Annotated in this window: 15 protein-coding genes; 8 read left to right on the forward strand and 7 right to left on the reverse strand. The window is 64.2% G+C overall.

Translation table 11 applies throughout. From position 1 onward, the window contains the following. The first annotated feature begins 673 nt into the window (after positions 1-673). The 5 genes from DMC61_RS42110 to DMC61_RS14605 all read left to right on the forward strand — a co-directional run bounded on the left by DMC61_RS42110 (position 674) and on the right by DMC61_RS14605 (position 6,723). Entirely contained in the window at positions 674-1,030 is a 357-nt protein-coding gene (locus DMC61_RS42110; RefSeq protein WP_125689717.1) for an NBR1-Ig-like domain-containing protein, read from the forward strand. 204 nt (positions 1,031-1,234) lie between these two features. Next, positions 1,235-1,591 (forward strand): hypothetical protein, encoded by a 357-nt coding sequence (locus DMC61_RS14590; protein ID WP_125689718.1) that lies wholly within the window; start codon positions 1,235-1,237, stop codon positions 1,589-1,591. Positions 1,592-1,633: 42 nt separating this feature from the next. After that, positions 1,634-3,697 carry a S8 family serine peptidase gene (locus DMC61_RS14595; protein WP_125689719.1) on the forward strand — a complete coding sequence of 688 codons (2,064 nt, stop codon included), beginning with the start codon at positions 1,634-1,636 and terminating at the stop codon, positions 3,695-3,697. 639 nt (positions 3,698-4,336) lie between these two features. Further along, complete coding sequence (locus tag DMC61_RS14600) at positions 4,337-4,588, forward strand: hypothetical protein (protein ID WP_125689720.1); 252 nt, start codon at positions 4,337-4,339, stop codon at positions 4,586-4,588. Between the two features lie 83 nt (positions 4,589-4,671). Then, a complete protein-coding gene (locus DMC61_RS14605) occupies positions 4,672-6,723 on the forward strand; it encodes a tetratricopeptide repeat protein (RefSeq protein WP_158634096.1) in 2,052 nt (683 codons plus the stop codon). A gap of 146 nt (positions 6,724-6,869) precedes the next feature. On the opposite strand, the gene DMC61_RS14610 is transcribed toward DMC61_RS14605, so the two are convergent. After that, positions 6,870-7,088 carry a hypothetical protein gene (locus tag DMC61_RS14610; protein ID WP_125689722.1) on the reverse strand — a complete coding sequence of 73 codons (219 nt, stop codon included), beginning with the start codon at positions 7,086-7,088 and terminating at the stop codon, positions 6,870-6,872. Between DMC61_RS14610 and DMC61_RS14615 the strand changes: the two genes are divergently transcribed. Beyond that, complete coding sequence (locus tag DMC61_RS14615) at positions 7,075-9,885, forward strand: McrB family protein (RefSeq protein ID WP_125689723.1); 2,811 nt, start codon at positions 7,075-7,077, stop codon at positions 9,883-9,885. The genes DMC61_RS14610 and DMC61_RS14615 overlap by 14 nt on opposite strands. After that, positions 9,863-11,059, forward strand: a complete 1,197-nt coding sequence (locus DMC61_RS14620; RefSeq protein WP_125689724.1) for an McrC family protein — start codon at positions 9,863-9,865, stop codon at positions 11,057-11,059. Before DMC61_RS14615 ends, DMC61_RS14620 begins: the two co-directional genes overlap by 23 nt. A gap of 233 nt (positions 11,060-11,292) precedes the next feature. On the opposite strand, the gene DMC61_RS14625 is transcribed toward DMC61_RS14620, so the two are convergent. From DMC61_RS14625 to DMC61_RS14635, 3 genes are all read right to left on the reverse strand, one after another. After that, complete coding sequence (locus DMC61_RS14625) at positions 11,293-12,210, reverse strand: hypothetical protein (RefSeq protein ID WP_125689725.1); 918 nt, start codon at positions 12,208-12,210, stop codon at positions 11,293-11,295. 546 nt (positions 12,211-12,756) lie between these two features. After that, positions 12,757-13,401, reverse strand: a complete 645-nt coding sequence (locus DMC61_RS14630; protein WP_233594822.1) for a response regulator transcription factor — start codon at positions 13,399-13,401, stop codon at positions 12,757-12,759. 353 nt (positions 13,402-13,754) lie between these two features. Continuing rightward, complete coding sequence (locus tag DMC61_RS14635) at positions 13,755-14,636, reverse strand: hypothetical protein (RefSeq protein ID WP_125689726.1); 882 nt, start codon at positions 14,634-14,636, stop codon at positions 13,755-13,757. A 179-nt stretch (positions 14,637-14,815) separates the two neighbouring features. On the opposite strand from DMC61_RS14635, the gene DMC61_RS14640 reads away from it, so the two are divergent. Continuing rightward, entirely contained in the window at positions 14,816-15,190 is a 375-nt protein-coding gene (locus DMC61_RS14640) for a hypothetical protein (protein ID WP_125689727.1), read from the forward strand. 296 nt (positions 15,191-15,486) lie between these two features. On the opposite strand, the gene DMC61_RS14645 is transcribed toward DMC61_RS14640, so the two are convergent. Genes DMC61_RS14645 through DMC61_RS14655 form a run of 3 tightly spaced genes read right to left on the reverse strand, consistent with a single transcriptional unit; the run spans position 15,487 to position 16,690 of the window. Further along, positions 15,487-15,708: a hypothetical protein gene (locus DMC61_RS14645; protein WP_125689728.1), complete on the reverse strand. Its 222-nt coding sequence runs from the start codon at positions 15,706-15,708 to the stop codon at positions 15,487-15,489. Positions 15,709-15,717: 9 nt separating this feature from the next. Further along, positions 15,718-16,209 carry a DUF6232 family protein gene (locus DMC61_RS14650; RefSeq protein ID WP_199749992.1) on the reverse strand — a complete coding sequence of 164 codons (492 nt, stop codon included), beginning with the start codon at positions 16,207-16,209 and terminating at the stop codon, positions 15,718-15,720. 43 nt (positions 16,210-16,252) lie between these two features. Continuing rightward, complete coding sequence (locus DMC61_RS14655; RefSeq protein ID WP_125689729.1) at positions 16,253-16,690, reverse strand: hypothetical protein; 438 nt, start codon at positions 16,688-16,690, stop codon at positions 16,253-16,255. Positions 16,691-16,809 lie beyond the last annotated feature (119 nt).

Consider the following 16,809-nt stretch of genomic DNA (forward strand, 5'->3'; position numbering starts at 1 on the left):
CTCCGCGACTACGAGACGGTCGGCCACTACCACGCGTGCCGCGGCGTCACTGTTCCATGGTAGGCCGCTTCGCCTGTACAGAAGCGTCTCGACCGGCTGCTTTGCGACGTGAAGGCCGAGCTTCCTTACGCGCTGGCCGGCAACGGAAATCGCTTGTAGCTTTCGTCCGGCTGGAATAAAGGTCTCTGCATCTCGAGCACAGCCTGCCATGCCGCTTGATCAAGCTCCTCGAGTTGCGCCAACGGCGGCAGGCTCCCTCGAGCTCCGTTGAGCGCACGTGCCAGCCTCAATGCGTAGGCCAGGTCAGCATCCTTGGGTTTCGTTGCCACGGCCGTCCCCTCGGGTGTCGGCGCAGAAGGAGGCACGAGGCTAGGTGATCGCTTGCGGTTTGACGAACGCCAAACCATGCTGATTGCATGAGCCGCGGCAGTGCGCTGGAAACTCTGGGCGAGACGATGCGGCACGTGAGGACAGCTCACGATGTCTCATTGACCGAGGCTGCACTGCAGTCCGGCGTCAGCAAGGGGCACCTCAGCAACGTCGAGCGAGAGCGATATGCACCCGGCTGGGAAACTGATCGACTACTACGAGAACGCTTACGCCGGTGATGGGCAGCTGCGGTCGGCCTACGTCGAGCTCGTGACGAGACCGCGCCGAGCGCAACCGGCCGGCCATGCTCGCCCCGAATACCCCTTACCGGCGACACGGGAGCCTTGTCGCCGCTATCACCGTTCCTGAGGGAACCGTGATAGCGCCCGGACAAAAATTCGTGAAGGTGTGGCGTCTACGCAACAGCGGCACGGTGGCATGGACCGGACGGTACCTCCGTCGTCTCGGAGCCCCCAGCGACCTGGGGATCCCGAGCTCACCCGTCGAGGTGCGCATCCCTGACACCATACCCGGAGAACTGCTCTATACCTCGGTACCGCTGAAGGCACACATGCTGCCAGGCACCGCGCAGGTACATTGGAAAACGGTCGGCGAAGACGGGTTCGAGCACTTCCCGGACCGCGACCGTCAAAATCCGTGATTCATCTTCTAACATGACAATTGTTAGAAATATTCCTTGTGTTCTGTCGCGAATTTCCTGCTATCCCACCGAGGCGAACGCTGCACGACACTGAGCCCAGTACGTTGCTGCTCTAGCGAGGACTGAGGTTAGTGCCGAAAGCCCGTAGCGAGACCCAACTACGCGGACTAGCGTCCAGGACAGCTGACAGAGTCCTTGGACCAAATGGCTGTTCAGGGTGGTGAGGCCGTGGTTCAAAGTAAGCTAAGCCCGGAGCTCGGGCGACTCGTTGCCGCCATGGCCCCCGATCACGAAAAACTGGCGCTCGCACATCGTGAGATTGATGTCTTGATAAGTACGACAAGAACGGTGACTGGCGATGACCGCGCCTTACTTGACTCGTTGGACGTCACTGTGCGAACCGTCGCGGGAAACTTACTGACCGCCCGCGTACCGATCGACCGCCTGGCCGAGTTAGCAGAGCGCGAGGTCGTGAACTACGTGGAGATCAGCCGTCCGCTCGCACCCGAGCAGGCCCGGCCTTCCGACGGGCAATCCCAGGCCGCATCTGAACAGCCATGACAGCCACGGACCATTTACATACGTTTACGCGGGGAGGAAATCATGCTCGACCCACGGTTGAAATTTCTCCTGAGTGAGGCTGGCGATGATGGCGACCTGGCAGCGCTGGAGACGACGGGACGGTTCGGCCTGTACGTCGAGAACGTGCTCGAACCTCAGGTACACGTCCTGGTCCACGCCGGCACCGATGATGACGCGGATCTCACAGAACGAGGGCTAAAGATCACCACCAGGGCCGGCGACATCGTCGCTGGAGAGGTCGCCCTCTCGCAGGTCGAGAGCCTGGACGCCGCTGAGCACGTCCTCCTTGTCGAGGCTGCGCGGGCGATGGACGCCGAGCTGGACATTAGCCTCCCCGAGACCGGCGCGAACCTCGTGCACACCGGACAGCCCGGACTGCGGGGAGCCGGCGTGATCGTGGGCATCATCGATTCCGGAATCGACTGGCGCCACGAGTGCTTCCTCAACGCTGCCGGAAACAGTCGCGTGATCCGGCTTTGGGACCAGAGCCTCGTTCCCCAGGCGGGCGAGGCCTCTCCCTCGCCGTTTGGCTACGGCGTGGAGTACCAGCAAGGGCAGATCGACGCGGCGCTCGCGGCGCCGAACCCCTTGACGGTCGTACGCAGTATTGACGATGCTGTTGGACACGGTACGCACGTGGCAGGTATCGCGGCTGGTGACGGCTCCCCCTCGGGCAACGGGCGGCCACCGTTCACTTTCATCGGGGTCGCTCCAGAGGCGGACATCGTCGTCGTAGCCAATCGTGTCACGACTGATGCTGTCGGCGACTCAGCGAGCACACTCGACGCGGTGCAGTACATCTTCGCGCTGGCGGACACGCTCGGCCGTCCGGCTGTGATCAACCTGAGCCAGGGAGATAACCTCGGACCGCACGACGGCACCAGCCTGCTCGAACGCGGCATCGACAATCTGCTCGGAGCCGCCGGAAGATCGATGGTGAAGTCCGCGGGCAACGCCGCCGGTTCCGGGGCCCATGCCAGCGGAGCAGTGACAGCCGGTGGCACTGATACCCCGCAGTTCGACGTGCCAGCGAACGATGTCACCCCTGACACCTTCGACTTCTGGTATCGCGCCGCCGACAGGATCGACTTCAGCATCGCGCCACCCAACGGTGTCGCGAGCCCCTCTGTTTCTCCTGGTACAAGCACCACACTTGTGCTGCCTAATGGTAACCGGGTTTTCGTCGACTCAGTCACCGATCATCCCAACAACGGCGATAATCGGATCTTCGTGCAGCTCCAGCGAGGTACGAGCACAACGATACAACAGGGCACGTGGACCGTGACCCTCACCGGCGCGACCATTACCGACGGTGGCTGGCACGCCTGGATTGAGCGCGGTACGACGGTCCCGCAGTTCATCGGCTCCCATCGAAACGACCGGGTTACCATCTCTGTTCCCGGCACAAGCGCTGAGGTGATCACTGCGGCAAGTTACATCACCAAGGGTGCTGGAGTCGGGAATCTGTCGACGTTCTCCAGCAGGGGACCGACCAGGGACGGGCGGAATGCTCCGACGATCGCAGCACCTGGCGACAGCATTATCTCCGCCCGGTCTGGAGCGGGGACAGCGTCAGCGCAGTACGTTGCGATGCGGGGCACCAGCATGGCGGCTCCACATGTCACGGGAACCGTGGCCCTGTTACTCCAGGCGAAACCGACATTGACTCAGCAACAGATCATCAGCTATCTGGGCAACAAGGCTCGCGCGGACGACTTCACCTCAAGAGTCCCCAACAATGAGTGGGGAGCCGGAAAACTCAACAGCAGCACTGTGTTGTTAGACAACCAGATCTGGCACAACGACCAACTCAACCCCGCACCCGGCGGAGCCTGGACCGGATGGAACTACCTCAGCAACCCAGGCGACCAAGCCAAAAACATCGTCGTCGTACCCAACGCCGACGGACGACTCCACGCCTTCATGATCGGCATGGACGACCAAATCTGGCACAACGACCAACTCAACCCCGCACCCGGCGGGACCTGGACCGGATGGAACTACCTCAGCAACCCAGGCGACCAAGCCAAAAACATCGTCGTCGTACCCAACGCCGACGGACGACTCCACGCCTTCCACAGTTAGCTCCTCGCCGGACTTCCTGCATCCAGCGTATGTATAGCTCAATCTGTGCCCGCGCCGCAGCCAGCCAGCGGCACGAGTTCGCGCTCCTGACACCAAACGAAGAAGATCCGCAGGTCCGACTCCAACTGCACACTCCAACTGCACCCGAGAGACACCGGAGCAGTGACCGAGGTAGGCAAGGGCCGCTATTCGTAACATAGGGTCATTGAGTTCTGAAGCTCCATGACCACTCAGGCTGAGCACGGACGCGCCGAACACCTAGGCCACCCAGGAGATGGCGTTGCGCGCGTCCCCGCCGGCCCTCCAAGCTTGCTGGCATGACAGACGCGGACCGGCTATACGAGATGATCGACGAACTCAGGCGGATGCGGGAGCAATGCGAGCCCAAGTCGAACCAGAACCCAAGGTATCTGCGGTACTCGATCGCAGTAAGCGCCTTGCGCTGGATCATCGACGACCTAGCCACAGAGAACCGAATCTGAACTCATCCGGTATGCGCGTCCCAAACTCATCGCGGCATGAGCGGCCGTTAGGGGGACGTGGGTGATTCGGTGTGGCGTGTAGCGGTTTGCTTGATTTGGTAGATGCTGGAGGCTGAGGGGCCTGCGTCTAGGCGAGGGGTTTGGTGTGATCGAGTCAATGGAGCTGACGGAAGCCGACGCGGGCACGTTGGCCGCAGACGAGACCAGCACCGCGGTGCGCCGTGAGCTTACAGTTGCGCTGACCGTAGCCGATGCCGGCGAGGACGGAGAACTGGTGGCGGCCACGCTGAAGGTGCTGGAGCTGACCGACCACGACGAGGCCCATGCGAGTAAGTACCGGGTGCCCCTGCACGGCGACAAGGGCATGCAGGTAGATGACCACGACTTCCAGACCAACACCTGCCATTGAACCGGCCCTCGATGCCCACCACCCCGCCGGACCCACGACCGGAGTCGCCTGACTCTGTCGGCTCGGCGCCGTCGGTGCACGCCGTGAGCAACAGCCAGGGTGTGCAGGCCGGCGAAAGCAACACCCAGTACAACAACATCGTCATGCAGGCTCCGCTGCCCGCGATGGAGTCGGTGCCTGCCGTGCCGAGCTTGTCCCGAATCTCTCTCGACACAGCACTGTTCGTAGGCCGTTCCGTTGAGCTGGACCGGCTCGAGGAGGTGCTGAGCGAGTCTGGGCGGGCGACGGTGGTCGCGGTGCACGGTTTGGGCGGGGTGGGCAAGAGCACGCTGGCGGCCCGGTTCACACATCTGCATGCAGGCCGGTTCGGGTTCCGGTGGTGGATCACCGCGGATTCCCCCGCCGCGATCGACACCGGCCTCGCCGACCTCGCCGAAACCCTCCAACCCGCCTGTAGAGACCTTCCCGTGGAGCAGCGCAGCGCATTGGGGATGCGGTGGCTGGCAACCCATAAAGACTGGTTGCTGGTGCTGGACAACGTGACCAGTCCACAGGATGTCGTGGGGTTGTTGGAGCGGGTGCGGACCGGAACGATAGTGATCACAAGCCGTCAGCGCTCGGGGTGGCGGGCTGTGGAGACGGTGCCGCTGCCGCTGGACGTGCTCACCGGGGACGAGGCGGTGGCGTTGCTGGCCCGGATCGTGGTGTTGGAGTGGCCGGACGCGGATTTGTCGGGTTCGGACCGGTTGTGTAGCGAGCTGGGGCAGCTGCCGCTGGCGATCGAGCAGGCAGGCGCCTACCTAGCCCAAACCCGCACAAGCCCTGCCACCTACCTCAAGCTGCTGGCACGGTTTCCGGAGCGGATGTTCACCACGACAGCGGAGGGCGGCGACTCGCAACGGACGATGGCGAGAGTCTGGCGCGTCACACTCGACCACTTGGCCGACGCACCCGCTGCCGGCCAAATACTGCGTCAACTGGCGTGGTTCGCCCCGGAAGGCATCCCCCGGAGCCTGTTGACCGGTGAGGCAGGGGAACTGGAGCTGTCAGAGACGCTGGGCCGCCTGAGTGCCTACAGCATGATCACCCTTACAGGAACCACCGTCGACGTGCATCGTCTAGTGCAGGCGGTCACCCGCACACCCGACCCCACCGACCCGCACCGTCAGCCCGCCGACATCGCCACCGCCCGCGACAGCACCGCAACCCTTCTGACGGCCGCCCTCGCCACACTAGATCCACACATTCCCGCGACCTGGCCTGTCTACCGAATGGTCCTGCCCCATGCACGCGCTCTGCTTGAACACGCCACGCCCAATACCGACACTGCCCAGACCAGCCGCCTGCTCAGCCGACTCGGCCGCTATCTCAATGGACAAGGTGACGCCGGCGCCGCCATCGGCTACTACAGCCGCGCCCGCGACAGCTTCCAACGCCTCAACGGCCCCGATCATCCCAACACGTTGAGCTCCCGCAGCAACCTGGCCTATGCCTACCAGTCGGCGGGTGATCTGGACCAGGCGATCTCGCTGTACGAGGCCACCCTCGCCGATCAGGAACGGGTACTGGGTCCCGATCACCCCGACACACTGCGCTCGCGCAACAACCTGGCGGGCGCATACCAGTCGGCGGGTGATCTGGACCGGGCGATTTCGCTGTACGAGGCCACCCTCGCCGACCGGAAGCGGGTACTGGGCTCCGACCACTCCAACACACTGACCTCGCGCAGCAACCTGGCCTATGCCTACCAGTCGGCGGGTGATCTGGACCAGGCGATCTCGCTGTACGAGACCACCCTCGCCGACCAGGAACGGGTACTGGGTCCCGATCACCCCGACACACTGCGCTCGCGCAACAACCTGGCGAGCGCCTACCAGTCGGCGGGCGATCTGGACCAGGCGATCCCACTGCACGAGACCACCCTCGCCGACCAGGAACGGGTACTGGGTCCCGATCACCCCGACACACTGCGCTCGCGCAACAACCTGGCGAGCGCCTACCAGTCGGCGGGTGACCTCACGCGAGCAATCCCACTGCTCGAAACCACCCTCGCCGACAGCCAACGGGTGCTGGGACTCAACCACCCCACAACCGAGATCATCCGGTCGAACCTCGATAGCGTGCGATCTACCTAAAGCTGCATCACTCAGTCGTCGCGGAACTACCGACGATAAGCCGAGCGTGCGTTCATCGGCATGAGAGTGCGTATTCGATGGGCGCCACCAGACGAGGGAACTGGGCTATTGGCCGCGGGCACGCTGTCAGCCCCTCTCTTGCGCAGTCAACGATTCTGTGTCGCCTGCACGACCTCATCGACCACAGCGGCGTCGCGAGCCTGCTCCTTCTCGGCATCCCGGCCGCAGCCCTCAAATAGATCCCTGAAATCGACAAACGACTCGCCCAGCTCACCAACAGCGGCGCCCGGCTCGCACTGAGCCTCCGCGCCGTCGACGACACACCCGCCGACCCGCGCCGCATGGGCATTGGTGACGCTGTCCAAGCCCGCCTTCGAGCTACTCCGCAACCGCAACCACGACACCGCGAGCCACACCGCGCTCGAACTTCTCTTGCACGCCGCCCGCAAACTCGACATCCCAGTCCTCACCGAGGAAACCGACCTTGCCGATACACGCATCATCCTCGGCACCGCTATGTTTACCCCTACCAGCCGGGTCCCGCCCAAGCACGCCCACCAGATCGCCGGCGAACCAACCTGGACAGCGCAACCATCAGCAAAGCTTCTCTCTGTCACCGACGCGGCCAGCCGCCACAGCGCTATCGACCACTTTCCCCAACCACGAGATACCGCTGGATCCGGGCACACCAAGAGGCTGGTGAACGCGCCAACGGCAGTACAGGACCTAGCGCTGGAACCAAATTCGGCAAGGTCGCAGTGGAACGACATTTCTGATCTCATGGCGGGTATGACCCGGACGAGGCTTCCTTACCCTTCCGCTCAACCGGTGTACGCGGCGGCGCAGCTGTGGCGAGACCGATGCCTGCTCGACGATCTCAGTCTCTTCGAGGATGACCGCGTTTCCACGCTGGAGAATGCGGAGATCCTGGTCCGGGACTACGTGAACCAGCCGGACCTGGGTGAGGGCACGTTCCTCGGCAAGTTGAGGGGGCAGCTCGCGACGTCGCCACCGGGTGCTGTACGGCTGGCCGCGGAATTGTTGTACGTGCACCTGCTGGTCGCGCGTAGCTCCGCGATCGGCGGCCAGAAGAAGCTGGAACTGGTCCGCGGTGTACTCGGTTTCGTCGATGGCGGGCAGGATGTCCCCGAGGATCTCGCCCGCACGCTCGACTCCGGTCTGATCAACCCCGGCCAGGGTTACAACAACTACCGGTGGCGCCAGTACGCGTATCTGATCGAGGCGGTCGCGGCACTCAAGAGACTGTCTGTCCCGGACCGTCGTCGCGTGCTGGAGGAGTCTCGTGCGTTCGTTGAGCTTCTGGACGGTCTTGAGGACAATGGTGCGGCGATCCAGCGGTTCTCCCTGGAGCATCTGCTCTTCCCGGACGTGTTCGCCCCGGTCGTGAGCCGCGAGCACCGCGACAAGATCCAGGCAACGTGGCCTCACCTGGCTGGCCCGGCATCCGATCCGGGGTCGTTCCGTATCGCGTCCATAGCCCACGGCCTGAGCCCGAACGGGCGTTGGGGCACTGACGAGTTCGTCAATTTCTACCGGTCGCCCTACGTGTGGGATTGGGGCAAACCCAACGCCCGCTGGCGCGCTCTGGTCCTGTGGGGACAGCGGATGCAACGGTCGATCGACCTCGAGGGCCAGGAGCGCGACTACAAGATCGACGGCGCATCGGCGGTGATGGCCGCCCGCGCATCCCGTGACACCTCCGCCTTCACGTTTCTCCGGCGGCACAACCTGGTCGACTGGCGTACCGCCGACAGCTTCTTGCCCTGGCTCAACGACGCCGAGGACGGCTGGGAGATCCTCGGTGGCCTCTGGATTGACGCCGGCCCCGAGTCAGTGGACCGTTTCCTGGCCGACCTTCCCCGATCCGCCGCGGACGGCGCCGGGGCACGGCTCAGCCTGGCGTCCGTGCTACTGGGGGCGGACGACGTCAGCCAGTACCCGCCATGGCGGGCGCGGGCGGTCGATCTCGCGTATCGCCTCACCGGCTATACCAAACCTGAGCCGGCCGCGACCGATGGCGAACGATACGAGGCGTTCCTGGTCTTCCTCGATCAGGTCATGGACGCGTTCCGCCGCCAGGGCAGCCCCTTGTCCGACCGGCTTGACGCACAATCGATCATCTGGGCTCTGACGAACTACGACCCTCCCGAGACCTGGACAGAGGAGGAGACCGCCGCGTTCCGCGACTGGCGCCGCGGCACCGGCGCAATGCCGCCGCAACTCCCTGCCACACCGGACACCGATGACGAAGCCGAGCAGGTCTCCGCCGAGGAGCCTGACAGCCCGCTGAGTGAAGTCGCTGAGCGCATGTATCTGGACGAAGCGTTCCTCGACAAGGTCGTCGCGCTGCTGAAGGACAAGAAGCAGGTGATCTTCCAAGGCACCCCAGGCACCGGAAAAACCTACGTCGCCCGGAAACTCGCCGAGTGGCTCGCCGGCTCAGCGGACCGGGTGCGGCTCGTGCAGTTCCACCCCACCTACTCCTACGAGGACTTCGTCGAGGGCTACCGCCCCCGCCAGGACGGAAACGGCTTCACCCTCATCCCAGGTCCACTGCTCACCATCGCCGAGCAGGCTCACACAAACCCGGACCACGACCACGTCCTGATCATCGACGAGCTCAACCGCGCCAACGTCGCCCGCGTGTTCGGCGAGCTCTACTTCCTCCTGGAATACCGTGACCAGTCCGCTCACCTGATCTACCGCCAGCAGCCCATCACACTGCCACCCAACCTGCTGCTGATCGCCACGATGAACACCGCGGACCGATCGATCGCCCTGCTCGACAGCGCGCTGCGGCGCCGGTTCTACTTCGTCGACTTCGCCCCCCACACCGAACCCGTGGCCGGAGTACTGCGCCGCTACCTGGACAAGCACCACCACGACTACCGGTGGATCGCCGACGCCGTCGAGAAGGCCAACGAGAAGATCGCCGACCCGGACGCGGCCATCGGCCCGAGCCACTTCTTCCGGGACACGCCGATCGACGACGCCTGGCTCGAACTGATCTGGGACCACGCTGTCCTCCCGACACTGCGCGACCACTTCCACGGCCGGACACACAAACTGGACGAACTCTCACTCGCGGCTCTCCGCAAGGAGGTGACAGGCGGCGACGATGAAGACACTCCACTTTCATGAGTACCGGGAGCGGCGCGACGTGCCGCTCACGCCGGCCGAAGTCACCGTCCTGCGTACGACGTTCAAATGCCTCGTCACCCGAACCGACAACGGCGATGGACGGTACAACGTGCGAGCCCAGGACCGGGTCGGCACGGTCATCGTCGGCGACACCGCGATCGTCGTGGCCCCGAAGTTACCCATCGCCCGCGTCCTGTTCCTGATCACCCATGCCGTGGATCCGTCGTGGACGAACGAGGCCGCACTCGGCACCGCCGAATCCTTGACCGACGCCATGTCAGCGGTCTTCACGCACATGTGCGACCAGGCCGTGCGCACCGGCCTCCTCCGCGGATACCGCGACCATCGAGAGCGGCTCCACACCGTCCGCGGCCGCATCGACTTCGCCGAACAACTGCGGGTGTCCCCGGGACGTGACCTCCCGATCGCGGTGACCTACCAATCACACGACGAGGACATCCCCGAGAACCAGCTGCTGCGCACGGCACTCGACCTGCTCGCACAGGTCCCGATCAACTCGAACGACGTCCGCCGATCGATCATCCGACTACGGCGCATGTTCGAATCGGTCACGCCGCTCCCCCGCAACCTTGGGTCACTACCGGCAGTCCGATGGACCCGGCTTAACGAGCACTACCGCCCGGCGGTCGAGCTCGCCCGGCTCATCCTCACCGGCACCGAACCCGAGTTCGGCCCAGGAAGAATCACCGTCCCCGGGTTCGCCGTCAGAATGACCGAGGTGTTCGAGAAGTTCGTCCGCACAAGCACGCGGCGGGTGCTCGGCCTGGACGAACACGACTTCCCCACGGGTGCTGACTCGGCACTTCACCTTGACCACAAGCGAGCACTGCACGTCCAGCCGGACTTGAGCCGCTGGGTCGACGGCCACTGCCGCTTCGTCGGCGAGCTCAAATACCGCCTCGACGCCGGCCACGGCGACGCGCAGCACCTCTACCAAACGCTGGCCTACGCGACCGCGGCGAACCTGCCCGACGCCACCCTCATCTACGCCGACGGCCCCCGCCACGGCACAACCCATGTCCTGCCCACCGCCGGAATCCGCATCCACGTCCGGCACCTCGACCTGAACGTCGAACTCGACCACCTACTCGACCAGATCAACGCACTCGCACATCACATCAGCGCGCTCACCGCCCTCCCCTCGGCACAGTAAACGCCGACCATAGGAAAGGCCCCCGCAGATTGCCTGAGCCAGGGCCCGGTTTCGCGCCAACATCACCACCAACGATGGCGTTCGAAGCCCGGCGACCCTTTCCACACCACCGAGTAGCTTCGGCGGTCTGATCTGAACACTGATGTTCCTGGTTACGGCCACACCGCGCGTGGCCGGGGTGTTTGTCTTCGAGCTTTGGCTCGACACCGCCATAGCCAACCGAATCCGGTTCTCTACGCTGACTCCAGCCACCATGCTCTGAGCTCCGTGTAGGGGGAGCCGATTCGGGCCAGGATATCCATCTCCTTCTTGGCAACACGACAGGTTTCCAGCCGAATGCTCGCACTTGTTGCCCGGTCGAAATTCAGCTGCGGCGGCGGCATGACATGTCGCCCCCTCGACAGAAAGAAAGATGCGACCGAAATACCCGCCTTGCCTATATCGGCGGCCACCTTTCCCGGCGTCATCCTGGTCGCTTCGAATTCTCGCTCCGCATCCCCTAGCGAATCACTGTCCTGCCGGTACAGGTGCGCGGTGAAGTCACCGAAAGCCGCGAGGTGCTTATCTGCATTATCGACCCATCTCGCCACATTGCGAGATCCTTGGTCTCTGAGAATTGAGGCAGTGGTCGCCGCGGCGGCCATGGCGTTGACGTACAGTACACGGAGAGCGTCGGCGTTCTTGTTCGGACTGGACGGTATCTTTTTGCCGGCGTTCTTCTCGATGTCTCGGACAAGCATCGCATATGCGCCGGTGAGGTGGGCTTCGGCTACCAGCAGGCGGTCATGGCGCTGCTGTTCGCAGGTTTCGTTGTGCGCATCGGAAAGTGCTTGCTTCGCCGCGTCAATCTGGCCGTCCGCGAACATGGCCAGCGTGTTCGAAATCCCCGCCTCGAAGACGGCGTCCCGGGCGATCCTCTTGACCACCGCTCCGATGCCGACAAAAAGCACAGTTCCCGCGCCGGTAGCTGCGGTCGCACTGAAGGTTTTTGATGCCTTTGCTAGTGCGAGGCAGGCATCGACGGTAAATGATGCCATGTCCCCTGGCCTGTCTCCTGTCGGGTTGGGCATCGTGAACTCGAGAAGATCCGCGGATAGACCCACTTTCCCGCGGTTATGTTCGCGATTGCTGAGTGCGTCATCGGCTCCCATCGAAACAGGCTACCACCTTGCCGACGACGTGAGCGGTCGCCGGATTCACAGCTTGCGTGACCTGATCTATGCCAGTCAGCCAATTGTTGATGTTCAATTCTTGCCCGACTCGATAGTGGCCACCGGAGCACGTCACACACGCCATAGCAGGTTGCATGAAAGGCACCTACAGGTCGTTGAGGTCGTCATCGATGGGCACGCCCGTCCGAGCCGGCGGACTTGAACAGCGTCACCCCCTGCCGAACGCGTCGGGACACCGCGGCTGGTCCGCCACGAGCGCTAGGCGGGTCCCGGTACGAGATCGCTGTGCCTGTCAGGACGGGGGTGATGACCAGCAGGTTCCGGCTTTCGCGTCCGGGTGGCGGATGAGGCGCGTGCGGCGCACTTGTTTGCTCGGTTGGCGGTGAAGGAGTCCTCGAGGTCGGCTTTGGGTCGGTGGCCAGTCTGCGGAGATCACGTTTCCGCTTGGGCTGCCGGAGCGATCCGGCCCTGTATCCGGGCGGTGCCGCTTGAGTGAGGCGGCGCCAGCTGACGCCGCCTATGTCGTCAGCTTTCTTGCCTCAGGCGGCGTTCGGTGCCGTATGCCGCGGCCGCGGAGCGGCGCTGGAGCCCTAGCTTTGCCAGCAGTGAGGCGACGTAGTTTCTCACGGTCTTTTCGGCGAGGAAGAGCCGGTCGGCGATCTGCCGGTTGGTCATGCCGTCCGCGATGTGGTCAAGAATTCGACGCTCCTGGGGGGTGAGTTGTTCGTACCGCGGGTCAACGCCGCCGGCGCCGCGTCGGAGGCGATTCATCACACCCGCTGTCAGAGTCGGGTCCAGTAACGACCCGCCGGCGGCGACCGTCCGTACCGCGCTCACGATCGATGCGCTGGAGGCTCGCGTGAGCATGTATCCGGACACCCCCGCCACGATCGCGCCGAACAGCGCATCGTCGTCGGTGTCGGAGGTAAGCATCAGGCACGCTGGCGGCGGCTTCATGGTCGACCGGACTTCTCGGCAGACAGTGATGCCGTCTCCATCGGGAAGCTGGATGTCGAGGATCACCACATCCGGCGTGAGCTGCGGAATCCGTGCGAGCGCTTCGGTGGCGGTGGCGGCTTCGCCAATCACCGTGATGTCCGGTTCCTGCTCCAATCGCGCGCGCAGTCCGTCACGGATGATCTCGTGGTCGTCCAGCACGAAGACGGTCAGGCCGCCCGGTGTGCTCGGCGACGGAGCAGAGGTGCCGACCTTGCTACGGGCGAGAATGTCTGCCACGGCCTTCGGGCTGCTGCGGCGGCGGACAGCGCCCGCCCCCGGGGAGCCGAGGGAGGACTGTTCGAGCAGGCGCAGGTACTCGACCATCCGGTCGACGTCGTCGTTCAGGTCGGCCGCCGTGGTTTCGGGCAAATGGTAGCCGCGCTGGATGCGGGTGCGGAGTTCCCGGAGCGCGGCGATCTCCTTCTCGCCGAGGTTGAGCCGCTCGACGCCGTCTCCCAAGCGGTCTAGGACGGCATTGAGGTGCAGCACGGTCTCGTGCCACTGCCGTTCGATGCGGTCGTCGGTCATACTTCACCTCGGTTCTGTTCCCGTCGTTTCCACTCCGTGCGATGGCGGTAGAACCGGCCCTCCACCGCGCGAGCCGACAGGCCGTCCGGCTCACCGGCCTCCTCATGGGTGTCGGTGCGGAACACGACCCGCGCTGCGAGGACTCGGGTCTTGGGGTCCATGGCGGCAAGCCGGTCCAGCACCATCATCTCGCTGACGACCGCTCCCGCTACGTCGACATTGGCGGGCGAATCGATCCGCCTTCCGAGGTGCCGCCCCTCAGCGGTCTCAGGCCTCAACCCGTAGCCGCTGAGGGAATCTTGTTCCTTGAGCCAGCGCCGGTACGCGGCGGGGAACGCACGCAGGCAGGCCCCGACGAAGTAGGTCTTGAGCGAGGCCCCACCCTCGGCAGACCAGCGGCCGCCGACGAGGGCGTAGCGACGGAAGACACGCAGGCCCTCCGCGATCGCGTCGGACGCCAACTCGATCCGGTCGTCGAGGGAGTGCGCCAGGTGCTCGCGGATCTTGTCGGTCGAGGCCACCGGGCGCCCCATCCGCGCGCACAGATCGTAGATCATCTTCCGGCGGATCCAGGACCGCAGCACCGGATAGGCGTAAGCCGCCAGCTCGGCGCGGAAGATCTCGAACTCGCTTCCATGAAACTGCTGCGCGGCGAGGCGCTCAACCAGGAGTGCGTCGGCGCCGTGAGACTCCAGTCGGGTTCGGGCAACGGCGGCCTCCACGTCGTCGTTGGTGAAAGGACCGCCTTCGGCGGAGTCGACGAACTCCAGCAGGTCGGCCACGAAGTCCCACAAGTTCGCGGGACCTTTCTCGGGTTGTAGGCGCGCGATCGAGCCGCGCGGCGGCGTCACGCCGGCGCCCTGCCCGTCCTCCACCACCCGCATCTCCTCGCTCTGCCCGGTCGTCCTGGTTCTCCCGGCCTGTCCTCCTTCGTCGGACAGCTCCCGCGAACCACAGACACGATTTCTTCTAGGTCCCCCCGCCCTCGCGACCCCACGACTTTTTCCGGGAAAGTTTTCCGTGGGCTGAGCAGCACATTCGAGCCTAAAGACCAGACATGACCGACCAAGACAACCGCGGGCGCCGCCGGAACGGACCGACCGAGTCTTCCAGAGCCCAGCAGGCCGTGCGAGCACCCGCCATGGGCCGGGAACCCGCCGCCGTCACGACCTCGCTGGCCGCGATCTGGGTGCTCGTCGACGGCTGGGTCCGCGACCCGCGGGTGCGCCGCGACGTCCTGATCGGTCTGGGCATGGTGCTCATTGCGCTCGTCTGTGCCGTGGGCGCCGTGACGGGCTGGACCGAGCCGCTCCTACGCCAGGTGACCACGGATACGATCACGCAGATCGCCGCAGGAGCCGTGGCCGCCGGCGGGCTGGGATACGGCAGCCTGCGCCGCATACGCCGCCGACGAGCGACGAAACCGCGTTGAGCCGAGCCAATAGTCGCTCCGTCCCGATTTCCGGGCACCCGGATCAGTCTGGCCGGCCAGAGCCCTGGCAGCTATGAGTCAAAGCTGTGCGACAAATAGACCTCTCGTTCACCGTTGCCCCGTCGAACGATGGACCTCCCCCGGAGGGCGAGCCACAGAGACCCCGCGATGCAGATCCGGGACTGCAACGGCACACCGCGCAGGCCTTCGGCGTTTCCCGTCTGACCGCAGTCACCATGCATGCCGAGCCGCAGAGTGACTACGGCTCGGCATGCTGCCCTACGGACCGCTTCCACTCAGGTCACAGTGCCCAGCCGGTAGTCGTGGTTGACATCGCCGCGGTGCTCGGCCGGCTTGTCGCCGACAACGTAGTCGCCACCGTGAACTGCAACCGAGTGGTTGTCGCCGACGCCCGCGCTCACCTGTTTTCCGATACTTCCCGGGGCGAACTGCTGGATGATGTCGCCGTCCTGGACCTGATTGTAGTTGTGGATTTCGAACCGGTCATCACTGTTCATTGAGCACCTTCACGCTCCCGCGCCAACCTGCTTGCCGGTGCTTTTCGCGCCGTACTGCTGGATGACGTCGCCGCCCACGACATGGTTGAGGTTGACTATCATCTGGGCCGTGTCGGGATGGCCGATCGCATCGGTGACCGCCCTGACGAGCTTGTGGATCTCGCTCTGCTCGTAGCTCCAAATGGCGTCCTGTTGAACACCTGAGGTGTTGAGGACCAGCCCGTAGATCGGGCTTAGCTTGAGCGCCACCGACAGCCGCCAGATCAGCACCGCCATGACGGCCAGGAAGAGAATGATCCCGCCAGCCGTGGAGCCGGTGCCCACCACCCCGGACACGATCATGCAGAGCAACGTCCGAACGATGAACGCTTTCACCGCCGCTGCCTTGATCGGCTTCGGGTCGATCCAGCGCGAACCGACGCGCGAGATATTGCGCAGGGGGTATGCCTCGCTGTCAATCCACAGGATCCCGTTTTCGATCCTGATCTCACCGTCGTCCATGGAAATTCCTTTCATTGCGCGCGATGGCGGAAAATTTCTATTTCTACTGCGGGTTGTGGTTGTGGTTCACGTCTCCGAAATGAATAGAGTTTTTGACTCCGGCGACGTAGTCGCCGCCGTGGACCTGAATCGTGGGCGGCAGTGACGGTCCGCCGGACAGGCGGGGAGCGGTCTTTGTGGAGCGGCTGTCGTCAGCTTGGTTCTCCCAGGCCCGTTTCGCCTCCTGGTAGCGGATTTCCCATTCCAGAAAGTTCCAGCGAGGCGCTGGCACATCTTCCTTGAGTGAGTTGAGGCAGGTCCGCACTACTTTGAGGAAGTCGTCCGTGTTCCGAGGAAACCGGTTCCCGTCTTTCCAGCCTCGGATGGTTTCATGTCCGATGCCCGATGCGATGGCCAGTCCCCGGAGGCTTCTCTTCTGCGCACCGACCAGGGTTCGGAAGTCATGCAGGAGTTGATCGGGCGTCACACCTGGGCTGTTCAACTGCTACTCCTCGCGCTCTGCTGATCCTGAGATGTCCGAGTGTCCGAGTGTCCGAGTGGTCGGACACTATTTTCATACCGGCGAACTGCGCTGATGGATCTCTGTCCCGCCGGGACAAG

It is taken from the genome of Amycolatopsis sp. WAC 04169 (assembly GCF_003947535.1).
GTDB lineage: Bacteria > Actinomycetota > Actinomycetes > Mycobacteriales > Pseudonocardiaceae > Amycolatopsis > Amycolatopsis keratiniphila.

Bases quoted from the DNA above. Each gene is read 5' to 3' on its own strand.
- DMC61_RS42110 (WP_125689717.1), top strand. From the start codon at position 674: ATGCTCGCCCCGAATACCCCTTACCGGCGACACGGGAGCCTTGTCGCC.
- DMC61_RS14590 (WP_125689718.1), top strand. From the start codon at position 1,235: ATGGCTGTTCAGGGTGGTGAGGCCGTGGTTCAAAGTAAGCTAAGCCCG.
- DMC61_RS14595 (WP_125689719.1), top strand. From the start codon at position 1,634: ATGCTCGACCCACGGTTGAAATTTCTCCTGAGTGAGGCTGGCGATGAT.
- DMC61_RS14600 (WP_125689720.1), top strand. From the start codon at position 4,337: ATGGAGCTGACGGAAGCCGACGCGGGCACGTTGGCCGCAGACGAGACC.
- DMC61_RS14620 (WP_125689724.1), top strand. From the start codon at position 9,863: ATGAAGACACTCCACTTTCATGAGTACCGGGAGCGGCGCGACGTGCCG.
- DMC61_RS14625 (WP_125689725.1), bottom strand. From the start codon at position 12,210: ATGGGAGCCGATGACGCACTCAGCAATCGCGAACATAACCGCGGGAAA.
- DMC61_RS14640 (WP_125689727.1), top strand. From the start codon at position 14,816: ATGACCGACCAAGACAACCGCGGGCGCCGCCGGAACGGACCGACCGAG.
- DMC61_RS14645 (WP_125689728.1), bottom strand. From the start codon at position 15,708: ATGAACAGTGATGACCGGTTCGAAATCCACAACTACAATCAGGTCCAG.
- DMC61_RS14650 (WP_199749992.1), bottom strand. From the start codon at position 16,209: ATGGACGACGGTGAGATCAGGATCGAAAACGGGATCCTGTGGATTGAC.